General features: G+C 70.4%; 10 protein-coding genes, 1 pseudogene and 1 riboswitch. Of the genes and pseudogenes, 6 read left to right on the plus strand and 5 right to left on the minus strand.

The window, feature by feature from the left end; all coding sequences use genetic code 11:
• Positions 1-15: 15 nt before the first annotated feature.
• The 4 genes from ABD355_RS28620 to fahA all read right to left on the minus strand — a co-directional run bounded on the left by ABD355_RS28620 (position 16) and on the right by fahA (position 3,701).
• Positions 16-243 (minus strand): 4Fe-4S dicluster domain-containing protein, encoded by a 228-nt coding sequence (locus ABD355_RS28620; RefSeq protein ID WP_030347217.1) that lies wholly within the window; start codon positions 241-243, stop codon positions 16-18.
• A gap of 42 nt (positions 244-285) precedes the next feature.
• Entirely contained in the window at positions 286-1,074 is a 789-nt protein-coding gene (locus ABD355_RS28625; protein ID WP_344403612.1) for a GntR family transcriptional regulator, read from the minus strand.
• Positions 1,075-1,318: 244 nt separating this feature from the next.
• On the minus strand, positions 1,319-2,260 hold the full coding sequence (locus ABD355_RS28630; RefSeq protein ID WP_344403613.1) for a M56 family metallopeptidase: 942 nt from the start codon (positions 2,258-2,260) through the stop codon (positions 1,319-1,321).
• A 211-nt stretch (positions 2,261-2,471) separates the two neighbouring features.
• Entirely contained in the window at positions 2,472-3,701 is a 1,230-nt protein-coding gene (fahA, locus tag ABD355_RS28635; protein ID WP_344403614.1) for a fumarylacetoacetase, read from the minus strand.
• Positions 3,702-3,943: 242 nt separating this feature from the next.
• Between fahA and ABD355_RS28640 the strand changes: the two genes are divergently transcribed.
• The 3 genes and pseudogenes from ABD355_RS28640 to ABD355_RS28650 all read left to right on the plus strand — a co-directional run.
• Positions 3,944-5,212, plus strand: a complete 1,269-nt coding sequence (locus tag ABD355_RS28640; RefSeq protein ID WP_344403615.1) for a carboxylate--amine ligase — start codon at positions 3,944-3,946, stop codon at positions 5,210-5,212.
• Between the two features lie 68 nt (positions 5,213-5,280).
• Positions 5,281-6,483, plus strand: coding sequence for an NAD(P)-binding domain-containing protein (locus tag ABD355_RS28645; RefSeq protein WP_344403616.1), 1,203 nt, complete (start codon positions 5,281-5,283; stop codon positions 6,481-6,483).
• Positions 6,484-6,617: 134 nt separating this feature from the next.
• A pseudogene (locus tag ABD355_RS28650) lies at positions 6,618-7,418 on the plus strand (HAD family hydrolase); the annotation flags it as partial.
• 179 nt (positions 7,419-7,597) lie between these two features.
• Here the strand turns inward: ABD355_RS28650 and ABD355_RS28655 are convergent.
• Positions 7,598-8,080 carry a transglycosylase SLT domain-containing protein gene (locus ABD355_RS28655; protein ID WP_344403617.1) on the minus strand — a complete coding sequence of 161 codons (483 nt, stop codon included), beginning with the start codon at positions 8,078-8,080 and terminating at the stop codon, positions 7,598-7,600.
• Between the two features lie 4 nt (positions 8,081-8,084).
• A riboswitch (cyclic di-AMP (ydaO/yuaA leader) is annotated at positions 8,085-8,258 on the minus strand.
• Between the two features lie 676 nt (positions 8,259-8,934).
• On the opposite strand from ABD355_RS28655, the gene ABD355_RS28660 reads away from it, so the two are divergent.
• The 3 genes from ABD355_RS28660 to ABD355_RS28670 all read left to right on the plus strand — a co-directional run bounded on the left by ABD355_RS28660 (position 8,935) and on the right by ABD355_RS28670 (position 12,547).
• Positions 8,935-9,945, plus strand: coding sequence for a polyprenyl synthetase family protein (locus tag ABD355_RS28660; RefSeq protein ID WP_344403618.1), 1,011 nt, complete (start codon positions 8,935-8,937; stop codon positions 9,943-9,945).
• A gap of 158 nt (positions 9,946-10,103) precedes the next feature.
• Positions 10,104-11,051, plus strand: a complete 948-nt coding sequence (locus tag ABD355_RS28665; protein WP_344403619.1) for a CHRD domain-containing protein — start codon at positions 10,104-10,106, stop codon at positions 11,049-11,051.
• A gap of 257 nt (positions 11,052-11,308) precedes the next feature.
• Positions 11,309-12,547: a LolA family protein gene (locus ABD355_RS28670; protein ID WP_344403621.1), complete on the plus strand. Its 1,239-nt coding sequence runs from the start codon at positions 11,309-11,311 to the stop codon at positions 12,545-12,547.
• Positions 12,548-12,629 lie beyond the last annotated feature (82 nt).

Raw genomic sequence — 12,629 nt, forward strand, 5'->3', positions numbered from 1 at the left:
GAAGTTCGGGGCCTTTCACCGGAGCAGATAGGGCATGTTGACGGTCACGGCTCCGGTGGGACAGCGGGCCGCGCACGGGCCGCAGTACCAGCACTCGTCGACGTGCATATAGGCCTTGCCGCTGCTCTCGTCGATGGCGAGGGAGTCCAGCGGGCACATGTCGACGCAGAGGGTGCAGCCGTCGATGCACTTCGACTCGTCGATGGTCACGGGCACGTCGGCCCGCTGGGGCGCCAAAGGCATGGCTGTCTCCAGGAAACGGGTCTGAAAGGGGACGGGGAGAGGTCAGAGGGAGCGGTGCAGCAGACCGCTCATCGTGATGCGGTCGCCGCGGAAGCGGATGAACTCCAGGTCGACCGGGCGGCCGTCGGCGAGGTGCGTGAGCCGTTCCAGCATGAGGACGGCCGCGCCGCGCGGGGCTTCGAGCACGGCGGCGGAGTGGGTGTCCGCGTTGACCGCCTCCAGGGTGATCTCGGCGTGCCCGAGACGCTGCCCGGTGCTCGTCTCCAGGAGGCGGAAGACGTCGGTGTTCTCCAGGTCGGCGCCGAGCAGGGCGGTGCCGATGTCGAGCGGGATGTAGGTGAGGTCCAGGGAGAGAGGAAGGCCGTTCAGCCGACGCAGGCGTTCGATGTAGAGGACGTCGTCGCCGGCGGGGACGCGAAGGCGTTCGGCGACGGGGGCGGGTGCGGGGGCGGGGCCCATGGTGCGGACCTCGTTGGTGACACGGCCGTGCTCGTGGAGGGTTTCCGCGAGGCCCATCAGATGGTCGAGGCCGTGCGGGTACTTCTCGGCGACGACCACGGTGCCCACTCCGGGGAGCCGTTCCACGAGGCCTTCGGCCCTGAGCAGGTCCAGGGCCTGGCGGACGGTGTTGCGGGTGGCGCGGTACTCCGTGGCGAGGGTCGTCTCGTGCGGGAGTGCGCGGTCCGGGAAACCGCCGGCCAGGAGCTGGTGGCGGAGCAGGTCGGCGAGCTGCCTGGCCTGGTCGGCACGCAGCCGGCGCCGCGCGCGGTGGGCGGCGACGGTGGTCGCGCCCTGTCCGGCGTGGTCTCGGATGCGGTCGACGGGAGGCATGCTTCGAACCATAGCGAGCTGGTAGGGAATGGAGTGTTGCAGCAGTGTTGCGCCACTTGCCGGGGCGTCAGGTCGCCCGCTGACCTGCCGATACGTCCGCTCCAGAGCAAGATCTGCCATGACGCCCGTGCCTGTCGGCATGCACGGACGAGACCAGCTCAGCCAATTTCAGCCCGTCCGGCGTTTGAGGACGAGGCCGTCAGGCCGAAGCGGGGGGCTGGGGGCGGCAGCCCCCAGGAAGGGATCACCCCAGCGCCGTCAACCCCGGCGCGAACGCGATCAGCAGCGGCAGCAATGGCACCAGCGCCGCCACCGTCGTCGTCAGCGCCCGGTGCCGGCGGCCAAGCCGCGGCGGCGGCTCCAGGAGGCGGTCGACACGTTCGCCGAGGAGGCGGTGGCTGGAGGCGCAGGACAGCACGCCGCGGTGCTGGTTCAGCTCGATCAGGGCGAGCGCGGTGGTCAGATGGCCGCACCGGCGGGACGCCGTGTCGTCCGCGGCCAGTTCCACCAGCCGGTGGGTCTGCTCGCAGAAGTGGGCGAACAGCGGGATGCGGGGGAAGCCGGTGGCCAGCGCGCTGGACAGATGCAGCAGCCAGTCGTGGTGCGCCCGCGCATGATCGCGTTCATGCGTCAGGACCGCGTCGAGCTGGTGGTCGGTGAGCCGGTGCAGGGCGCCCGTGGTGACGACCAGCTGGGGCGGGTGGCCGGGCATCCACCAGGCGTCCGGGTACTCGTCCTCCAGCACCAGCAGCGGGCCGCGCGCCGCCTCCTCCAGTCCGGCGGGCAGCTCGGGGGCGCGTTCGCGCAGATGTGCCCGGGTCTGCCCGCGGCGGCGGCGCGCCTCGACGAGTTCGCGGGCGAGCATCGCCGTCGTCCAGGCGGCTCCGCAGGCCAGCAGCAGCGTGAGGGCCGCGGACCAGGCGGGGGCGGCGGTCAGGTCGTACGCCGCGGTCACGGCCGGCGGCGCCGGCGCGAAGACGTGGTCGCGGAAGGTGTGGAACACGGCGGCCGCGCCGAGCACGAGCGCCGTCAGACAGCACAGCAGGACGGTGGCGACCAGGCACTGCCACACCCACAGCGCGACCACGGGCTCACGCTCGGGCCACGCCGACCGCACCAGCGCACGCGGCACCGGCACGGCGGCCATGAAGGCGACGACGCTGAGCAGGAGCAGACAGACGGTCATGCCACGGTCTCCGGATCCTGGTCGGAGGAAGGGGCGGGGCGGTGCGGTGGTGCGGCTCGGCGCACACTGCGCCCGCCGCCAGTATGACGGCGAACGGCGCAGGAGTCAGGGGACGACGGCCATCCCGTACGACACACCTCGTACATCTCGCACGTCCCGTACGGCCACCCGCACGACCCGTACCGCCGCCGTCACGCCCCGCAACTCCCGCTCACTCCGTCGCGCTTGCCACGATCCGGCCGCTCACGTCGCCGAGGCCCACGCGGCTCCCGCCCGGTCCGGGCGCCCACGCCGACAACGTCACCACGTCCCCGTCCTCCAGGAACGTCCGCTTGCCCTCAGGAAGTTCCAGCGGATCGCGCCCGTTCCAGGTCAGCTCAAGCAGCGACCCGCGCTGCGCGGGCTCCGGGCCGCTCACCGTGCCCGACCCGTAGAGGTCGCCGGTCCGCAGGGAGGCGCCGTTCACCGTCATGTGGGCCAGCTGCTGCGCGGCCGTCCAGTACATGGTGGAGAACGGCGGCTCGGAGACGACGGAACCGTTGATCGCGACGGAGATCCGCAGGTCGTACCCGCCGGGCTCGCCCCCCGAGTCGGCCGCGTCGTCCAGATACGGCAGCAGCTCATGGGTCCGCTCCGGGGGCGCCACCCGCGCGTCCTCCAGTGCGTCCAGCGGGGTGATCCACGCCGACACCGACGTGGCGAAGGACTTGCCGAGGAACGGGCCGAGGGGGACGTACTCCCATGCCTGGATGTCGCGCGCGGACCAGTCGTTGAGCAGGCACAGACCGAAGACGTGCTCCCGGAAGTCGCCGAGCGCCACCGGCCGCCCGCGCTCCGAGGGCACACCCACCACGAAACCGACCTCGGCCTCGATGTCCAGGCGGACGGACGGCCCGAAGACGGGCGCCGCATCGGCCGGGGCCTTGCGCTGCCCGGACGGCCGTACGACGTCCGTGCCCGACACCACGACCGTGCCGGACCGCCCGTGGTAACCGATCGGGAGGTGCTTCCAGTTCGGCGTCAGCGAGTCCGCGGCGTCCGGGCGGAAGATCTGGCCGACGTTGCGGGCGTGGTCCTCGGAGGCGTAGAAGTCGACGTAGTCCGCGACCTCGAACGGGAGGTGGAGCGTCACCGACGCCAGCGGATGCAGGAAGGGTTCGACCGCCTCCTGGTGCGCCGGGACCGTCACCCACGCCGTCAGGGCGCGCCGCACGTCCGACCAGGTGGTGCGGCCCGCGGCGAGCAGCGGGTTCAGCGAGGGCTGCACGAGCAGGGAGGCGTACGGCGAGCCGAGCGCGCGCGCCGCCGCGCCCGCGTCGAGGACGTGGTCGCCGAGCCGGACGCCGACGGTCCGCTCCGTCGAGCCGGCAGGGGAGAAGACGCCGTACGGAAGGTTGTGCGGACCGAAGGGATCGCCCTCGGGGACATCGAAGGGGGGCATGGGGTGCTGCCTCACTCTCACTGTGTCGCGAACCGTCTGTCGTGTGCCACCTGCGCGAACCGTTATACGGCCGCTGGGTGGCCGCGCCACACGTTACGGCCGCGTGGCCCGTCTTGGGCAGTGTCTAAAGAGTTTGCAATGTCCGAATTGGGCTTGTCGGACGTGGCAATTCCGGCTTAGCGTCCTTTGGGGGACACGGACGGGGTGGGTCCGGTCCGTAGGGGGGACGCGTGGGGGGACCCGTGGCCAGCAGCACGCGCAGTGTGCCTTTCGCGGCCGACCGTGAAGTGCCCGGCCTGATCGTCAAGTTCGGCGACTACCCGCTGCACCACGGCGGTGTGGGTGCGATCCGCAGCCTGGGCCGCCTGGGCGTGCCCATGTACGCGATCACCGAGGACCGTTACACACCCGCCGCCTCCTCCCGCTACCTCGAGAAAGCCTTCGTCTGGCCGACCACCGGCACGGAGGACCCCGCCCGTCTGGTGGAGGGCCTGCTGCGTATCGGGCGCCGCATCGGCCGCCCCACCGTCCTCGTCCCCACCGACGAGGAGGCGGCCGTCCTGATCGCCGAGCACCAGGACGAACTCGCCGGCCGCTTCCTGTTCCCGCGGGTCGAGCCCGCCCTGCCGCGCCGCCTCGCGAGCAAACAGGGCCTGCACGAACTGTGCGTGGAACACGGCATCCCGAGCCCCACGGCCGCCTTCCCGCAGTCGTACGACGACATCGTCACGTTCGCCGAGAAGGCCCGTTTCCCGGTGGTGGCCAAGAACCGTGAGGCGTTCGTACGGCGCAAACGGCCGGCGGTGAACGGCACGACGCGGATCGCCACCCGCGAGGGCCTGCTCGGTCTCGCCCGCGACTGGGGCGAGTGCCCCGGGGTGATCCTCCAGGAGTACCTGCCCAGGGAGGACGCCGAGGACTGGATCGTGCACGCCTACTTCGACCAGGACTCCACCCCGCTCGCGATGTTCACGGGCGTGAAGGTGCGCTCCTGGCCGCCGCACGCGGGGATGACGGCGAACGCGTACGTGGTCGACAACCCGGAACTCGCGGACATCGCCGCGCGTTTCATCAAACAGATCGGCTTCAGCGGCATCATCGACCTCGACCTGCGCTTCGACCGGCGCGACGGACAGTACAAACTCCTCGACTTCAATCCACGCATGGGCGCCCAGTTCCGGCTCTTCGAGAACGAGTCGGGGGTGGACGTCGTCCGCGCCATGCATCTCGACCTGACCGGCCGCTCCGTCCCGGAGGGGGAACAGCGGGCCGGCCACCGGTACATCGTGGAGAACATCGACCTGCCCGCCCTGCTCGCCTACCGCCGCAGCGGCTATACGACGCCGCACGCACCGGCGCACGCGAGCGGGACGGAGCTGGCCTGGCTCGCGGGTGACGACCCGCTGCCGTTCCTCACGATGCTCGCGCGCTTCGTACGGCCGGGCGCGAAGCACCTGTACCAGCTGTGGCGGACCAACCGCCGCGGCAGCACCACCAGTTCGGGCGGCTAGCCGGACCGGTCAGCAGCCCGAGACGAACCACACGAAGTGACGAAGTGAGCGTCCTGGGGAGGGACTTCGTGATTCAACCGGTTGCAGTCATCGGCGCCGGGCCCTTCGGCCTGTCCACCGCCGCCCATCTCCGAGCCCGCGGACTGCCGGTCCGCGTCTTCGGCGAGCCCATGGTCAGCTGGCGCGACCACATGCCCGCCGGAATGCTCCTCAAGTCGACCCCGGTCGCCTCCAGTCTGGACGCGCCGCAGCAGGGCCACACACTCGCCGACTACTGCGACGCCGCCGGCATCAGGCGGCTGGTGACGGACGAGGACATCATCCCCGTCGAGACCTTCATCGCCTACGGCGAGTGGTTCCAGCAGAAGCTGGTGCCCGAACTGGAGCAGGTGCGGGTGGTGTCGGTCGACCGGCGGGGGGGCGGAGGCTTCGAACTCAAGCTGGACTCCGGCGAGTTGTTCACCGCCCGCGCGGTCGTCGTGGCGACCGGCCTGTCCGGCCTCGCGCACCTGCCGGCCGAACTGGCCACCGCCGCCGCGGACGGACCCACCCCCACGGGCCCGGTCTCCCACAGCTCCCAGCAGCACGACCTCACGCGCTACGCCGGCAAGGAACTGATCGTGATCGGCGCCGGCCAGTCCGCGCTGGAGACGGCGGCACTGGCGGCGGAGGCGGGCGCACGGGTGCGGGTGGTCTCCCGCGGCCGCGGCAGGGTCGCCTTCGGCGCACCGCCGTGGAAGCAGCCGAAGCTGCGCCCGGAGTCGCCCTTCGGCCGCGCCTGGTCCCTGTGGGCCCTCAGCTACTACCCGCACCCCTACCGCTATCTGCCGGCCGAGGCCCGCCACTACCTGGTGCGGCGCGTCCTCGGTCCGCTCGGCGCATGGTGGCTGCGCGACCGCTTCGAGGGGAAGGTGCAGGTCAGCGAGGTCGACCGGATCGTGCGGGCGGACGCGGCCGAGGGCACCCCCAAGCTGACGGTCCGCACCCACGCGGGCCGCATCCTGGATATGTCCGCGGACCATGTCATCGCGGCCACCGGATACCGGGTGGACATCGCGGCCATGGACTTCCTCGGCCACGAGCTGCGCACGCGTCTCGCGGTGAGCCGCGGCACACCCAAACTGGGCGCGGGATACGTCTCCTCGGTCCCCGGCCTGTACTTCACCGGCCTGCCGGCCGCGGCGTCGTACGGCCCGGTGATGCGCTTCGTGTGCGGCACCGAGTTCGCCTCTCCGAGGCTGGCCAAACACCTGGCGGCAGCGCACGGCTAGGCAGCGGCCGCGGGCCCCTGCCTGACGATGAAGAGCCCACAAGGATAAGGGAGTTGAGCGAGGGACGGTGGGGCAATCGGCCGTCGTCCGGTTCGCGATGAGTCGGTGGGGCGTCCTGTCCGTATTCTCTGATCATGGCCGCACCCACCGCATATGCACTCATCGCCACCGACCTGGACGGCACGCTGCTCCGAGGCGACGACACGCTCTCCGACCGGTCCCTCGCCGCTCTCGCGCGGGTCGCCGGGGCCGGCGCCCGGCACCTGGTCGTGACGGGCCGGCCGGCCCCCAGGGTGCGGCCGCTCTTCGACCAACTGGGCAGCAGGGGGCTCGCGGTGTGCGGGCAGGGCGCGCAGGTGTACGACGTGGGCGCGGACCGTCTGCTGTGGTCCGTCACCCTGGACCGGGAACTGGCCGAGACCGCCCTCGGCAAGATCGAGGCCGAGGTGGGCCAGGTGTACGCGGCTGTCGACCAGGACGGTGTGGAGGGACTCACGCTCATCGAACCGGGCTACCTGATGCCGCATCCGACGCTGCCCGCGGTCCGGGTCGACCGGCGCGCCGACCTGTGGTGCGAACCCATCAGCAAGGTGCTGCTGCGCCATCCCGACCTGTCCGACGACGAGTTGGCGGCGACGGCGCGCTCGGTGGTGGGTTCGCTGGCCACGGTCACCATGTCGGGGCCGGGGACCGTCGAACTCCAGCCATGCGGCATCACCAAGGCGACGGGCCTCGCACTGGCCGCCGCGCACCTGGGGCTCGGCCCGCAGCAGACGATCGCCTTCGGTGACATGCCCAACGACATTCCCATGTTCGACTGGGCCGCCCACGGCGTCGCCATGGCCAACGCCCACCCCGAACTCAAGGCGGTGGCCGACGAGATCACCCTGTCGAACGAGGACGACGGCATCGCCGTCGTCCTCGAGCGACTGTTCTTCGAGTTCATGGAACTCGACGAGCTCCATGAACTCGGGGAACTGGGGGAACTCCAAGCGGCCTCGGCGAAGTCCGGTGCGGTTCGGCAGCGCCCTCAAGGGACGCGGGGAACCGCACGACCAGCCACGACGACGCCGCAGAGGAAGGACGGCACATTGCCGCACATCCCGCGGAGCGCTCAGTAGGCGCCGAACACGTTGTCGATCGACCCGTACCGCGCGGCGGCGTACTTGCAGGCGGCCGTGATGTTCGCGATCGGGTCGAAGGGGTTCATCGCCGTGCCGGGCACATGGTAGGCGAGGAACGTCGGGTCGATGACCTGCAGCAGTCCCTTGGACGGGGTGCCGGCGACCGCGTTCGAGTCCCAGTTGTTGATGGCGGCCGGGTCGCCCGAGGACTCGCGGATGATGTTGCGGTAAATGCCGTTGTACGTCCCCGGGATGCCGTTCTGCTTCATGACCTGGAGGGCGCCCCGGATCCAGCCGTCGAGGTTGTCGGCGTAGCCCATCGACTTCACGTTGGCGACGGTCGGGGTGGCCGCGGACGCGCTGTTCGCCCCGATGAGCGGGAGGGCGAGAACGGCGGCACCCGTACCGGTGACGGCGAGCTTGCGGGCGAGGCGGTTGCTTCTGGGACGACGGTGCTGACCTGTTGCAGGCATGGCGGGATCCTCTCCGTCGCCTGCGAGGTGAGCTGTCGGGTTCGGGCGGGGAGATGCCCGGCCGCGCAGCCGTACGGCAACGCGACTTCACCCCTAGCCGGCCCGGGACGATGCCCGGTCCGGCGGCCTACCTGGTTCCCCCGCTCCTGCCGTGCGAGTGAGTTGGTCGATGGTCGTGCCCGGGCGGCGGCAGGATTCGGCGTCCACCCGACTGGCCGGGAACGTATGCGAGAGCACATGGCGGGAACAAGTGTCGGCTTCACAGATCACACCTATTGACCTTGGGCTGAGGCTTATGGGGCACTTGATCCTTTGCGGTTGCCAAGGCTCAACTCGCGTACGGGGGAGGGGAACCGGCGAGGGGGCCGCGCTTGTCGGTCCGAGCCGCCGTGTGAGTCAAGTCACCGGCATCCGCAAGAACGGCAAATAGGGCAATGACCCCAACTCGTGGTCAACCAGCCGTCCATCGCCTCATTGGGGGGCGAAAGCGGAACCTGGCGTGTGGTGCACGTCGTTGTCATGACGGTCGCCCGTCGAGCGCCCCGTGCCGGGATCCGGAGGTCCTCGTGAGTCGTTTCGTGAGGGAGGGGCGATCGGGCGTGCCGACTCGTACGGACGCGCCGGGGGACACGCCGAGAGGCGCGTCGGCCGACACCCCGATAGACAAGTCGATAGATATTCGTTCTTATCGGTTGATCAAAAACATACCGGTCGTGATCCGATACCGCCCAGGCTGGACGGGTGGGCGGCATCGGTGATCGAAAGGTGACCGGATACGCTGACTTGAGTGATGTCAGCGACCTATCGACAAACCGTGTAACCGCCAGTAGACACCAGCAGACAGGAGACCCCTCGTGACCGTCGTCGGGCCGTTCGGGCTGAGCGTGCGGGACCAGGCTCTGGAAGCCGATGTCCAGGCCGGATTGGCGGCCGTCGAGGAAGGTTTGCTCGAAGCCACCAAGAGTGAGGTGCCCTTCATCACGGAGGCCGCCCAGCACCTGGTGCGGGCGGGCGGGAAGCGGTTCCGTCCGCTGCTCGTGATGCTCGCCGCCCAGTTCGGCGACCCGTACGCGCCGGGGGTCGTGCCGTCGGCCGTGGTGGTGGAGCTGACCCATCTGGCGACGCTGTACCACGACGACGTGATGGACGAGGCCGCCGTGCGGCGCGGCGTGGACAGCGCCAACACCCGCTGGGGCAACTCGGTGGCGGTCCTCACCGGCGACTTCCTGTTCGCGCGCGCCTCGCACATCCTCGCCGACCTCGGGCCCGAGGCGGTCCGGGTGCAGGCCGAGGCGTTCGAGCGCCTGGTCACCGGGCAGATCCTGGAGACGGCGGGGCCGCAGGACGGCCGGGACCCGGTCGACCACTACCTGGACGTGCTCGGCGGCAAGACGGGCTCGCTGGTGGCCGTGTCGTGCCGCTTCGGGGCGATGATGTCGGGCGCCGACGAGACGGTCGTGGACGTGCTCACACAGTACGGGGAGCGGCTCGGAGTCGCCTTCCAGCTGGCGGACGACGTACTGGACATCGCCTCCGAGTCCCGAGAGTCCGGCAAGACCCCGGGCACCGACCTGCGCGAGGGGGTTCCCACGCTTCCGGTGCTGCGGCTGCGGGAGCGGGCGGCCCGGCTGGGGCTTGCCGAGGACATCGCCCTGTGCGAGCTGCTGGACTCCGACCTGAGCGACGACGCGCGGCACGCCGAGGCGCTCGCCGGGCTGCGGGCGCATCCTGCGCTGGAGCAGGCGCGGCGGGACACGGTGCGCTACGCGGAGGAGGCGCGGGCGGCCCTGGCTCCGCTGCAGGAGTGCGATGCGAAGCTCGCGCTGATGGAGATGTGCGACGCCGTGGTGCACCGGGCCGGCTGAGCTGTCGGTCGAGCGGCCCTCTGACCCACGCTTCGGGCGATGTGATGCATGTCACAAACCTGGACTGAGTCCAGAGTCAGATCGCTTCCGTAGTCATCCCCAGAAGGCCGACGCAGGGGGTGTCGGCCGGTCCACGGGGAGAAAACAGAATCATGGGCATGAAGACGACGTTCTCCAGGCACCGTAAGAGCCTGATGGCCACCGCTGTCGCGGTGGCCGCCGCCGGGGGGATCGCCGCCGCGGCGATCCCGGCCCACGCCACCGCAGGGACCGCGTCCGACGACGCCGGGGGAACCCTTCTGGCCGCCGGTCTGCGCGGGGCCAATGAGGTGCCCGTGGCGGGCGGTCCGGCCGTCGGCGACCAGGACGGCGCCGCTCTCGAGTTCATCAAGGTGCAGGACGACAAGGTGTCCGTCGCCGTGACCTGGCGTGGCACCGGCAAACCGACCATGCTCCACATCCACCAGGGCGCCAAGGGCACCAACGGCGGCGTCAAGGTCGACTTCACCGAGCTGCTGAAGAACAGCAGGCGGCACAGCGTCACCGGCACGGTCGAGGTCAAGGACGCCGCGCTGCTCGCCGCCCTGAAGTCCGACCCGGGTTCGTTCTACGCCAACCTGCACACCACCGAGTTCCCCGGCGGAGCCGTCCGCGGCCAGCTCCACAAGGTCACCGTCGCCGCCTTCGACTTCCGTGACGCCCTGCACAACTTCCAGGCGTCCGTGATCAAGGGCAAGCAGATCTACGAGTGCAAGCCCGCCGCCGGCGGTGGCTACGCCTTCGCCCAGCGGGACGTCGGTGCCCTGCTCGGCGGCGGCATCCGGCACTCCTTCGTCGCGCCCAACTCCGGTACCCCGCAGTGGATCGCGCCGGACGGGAGCGCGGTGACCGGGGCCGTCCTGTCCAGGACGCCGAACGGGGACGGCAACATCCCCGAGCTCGACCTCAAGGCCACCGAGGCCGGCAAGCACCACGGCCTGCTCGCGAACACCGCCGAGATCCTGCGGCTCAACACCGTGGGCGGAGTGGCCCCGGCAGGCTCCTGCACGCCCGGCGCGATCGTAGGAGTCCCGTACCGGGCGGACTACGTCTTCCTGCAGAGCTGACGGGAGCTCACCTCGGGCGGGCGGCGTCTTCCCCTGCGACCCCTACGGGTCGGGGCGGGCGTCGCCCTCTCGCGTCATACCCCAGATGTACACGGAGTTGGCCCCCGGGGCTGACGCTTCCTCCTGGCCGATTTGGTGAGATGGAAACCACGGAAATCACCACTGATCACCGATTCGGGTGAGAATGGCGGCTCGGGGTGGACAACAGAAACACACGAGTTGGACAAGCCGCCGCCGACGACGGAGGTAGCGCACACATGGCACCGTACGAATCCGACGACAGCACGACCGCCGAGGAGGCCGACGACCTGCGCGCGGGTCGGCGCAAGGCCGCGCGGTACGTCGTCCCGGTCGCGGTGGTGGGGGTGGCGGCGGCGACCATCGGGCTGGTCCCGGCGCTCGCCGACTCCGGCGACCCCAGTCTGCCGAAGATCAGCGCACAGCAACTCATCGACAAGATCGCCAAGTCGGACGTACAGCAGATGTCCGGCACGGTGAAGATCACCACGGATCTGGGGCTGCCGAACCTCGGCGGTCTCGAGAGCAGCCTGACGTCCGGCGCCGGCAAGTCGGGCGGCGGCTCGTCCGCCGATCCGACCTCCAAGCTCACGGAGCTCGCCACCGGCACGCACACCCTGCGCGTCGCGGCCGACGGCCAGGACAGGCAGAAGCTGTCGCTGCTGGAGAACGCGGCCGAATACAGCATCATCCACAACGGCAAGGACGTCTGGGGCTACGACAGCCAGTCGAACGAGGTCTACCACTCGACCGCCCCCGCCGGCGCGGACAAGCAGCAGAAGCAAGACGTCCCCGCCACACCCAAGGACCTCACCAAGGACGCCCTGAAGTCGGTCGACTCCACCACCTCGGTGACCGTCGAAGGGACCGCCCAGGTCGCGGGCCGTGACGCGTACCGGCTGGTCATCAAGCCGAAGCAGTCCGGTTCGACGGTCGGTCAGATCACCGTGGCCGTGGACTCGAAGACCGGGCTGCCGCTGAAGTTCACCCTGACCCCGGCGAGCGGCGGCGCCGCCGTGATCGACGCCGGCTTCACCCAGGTCAGCTTCGCCAAGCCGAGCGCCTCGACCTTCGCCTTCACCCCGCCGAAGGGTGCCAAGGTCACCGAGGACAAGCAGGGCGACCACGCGAAGGGCCGCTTCGAGGGCGGCCCGAAGGGCGACCACAAGGCCGGCAAGCCCCACGGCAGGCCCGGCCAGGACCTCGGCAAGGGGGCCGACGGACTGAACGTCATCGGCAAGGGCTGGAACTCCATCGCCACCTTCGACACCGGCGGCAAGGGCATCCCGTCCGGCTCCAAGGCCGGCGGCCAGTTCGGTGGCTTCCTCGACTCGCTCGGCGACAAGGTCTCCGGCAAGTTCGGCTCGGGCACGGTCTTCAAGACCCGCCTGATCAACGCCCTGATCACCGACAAGGGCAAGGTCTACGTCGGCGCGGTGAGCAAGGACGCCTTGATCAGGGCGGCGAACGCGGGCTGAGCGCAGCGCCCCGAAAGGGGCGCGAGGCTGTATCGATATGCGGCTCCGCCGCGTGGGCTCGACCAGCCACGACGGGCCCGCT

It is taken from the genome of Streptomyces longisporus (genome assembly GCF_039532765.1).
Lineage (GTDB): Bacteria > Actinomycetota > Actinomycetes > Streptomycetales > Streptomycetaceae > Streptomyces > Streptomyces longisporus.

Excerpts from the sequence above, each read along its gene's own strand:
- ABD355_RS28620 (WP_030347217.1), bottom strand. The coding sequence starts at position 243 with ATGCCTTTGGCGCCCCAGCGGGCCGACGTGCCCGTGACCATCGACGAG.
- ABD355_RS28625 (WP_344403612.1), bottom strand. The coding sequence starts at position 1,074 with ATGCCTCCCGTCGACCGCATCCGAGACCACGCCGGACAGGGCGCGACC.
- ABD355_RS28630 (WP_344403613.1), bottom strand. The coding sequence starts at position 2,260 with ATGACCGTCTGTCTGCTCCTGCTCAGCGTCGTCGCCTTCATGGCCGCC.
- fahA (WP_344403614.1), bottom strand. The coding sequence starts at position 3,701 with ATGCCCCCCTTCGATGTCCCCGAGGGCGATCCCTTCGGTCCGCACAAC.
- ABD355_RS28655 (WP_344403617.1), bottom strand. The coding sequence starts at position 8,080 with ATGCCTGCAACAGGTCAGCACCGTCGTCCCAGAAGCAACCGCCTCGCC.
- ABD355_RS28665 (WP_344403619.1), top strand. The coding sequence starts at position 10,104 with ATGAAGACGACGTTCTCCAGGCACCGTAAGAGCCTGATGGCCACCGCT.
- ABD355_RS28670 (WP_344403621.1), top strand. The coding sequence starts at position 11,309 with ATGGCACCGTACGAATCCGACGACAGCACGACCGCCGAGGAGGCCGAC.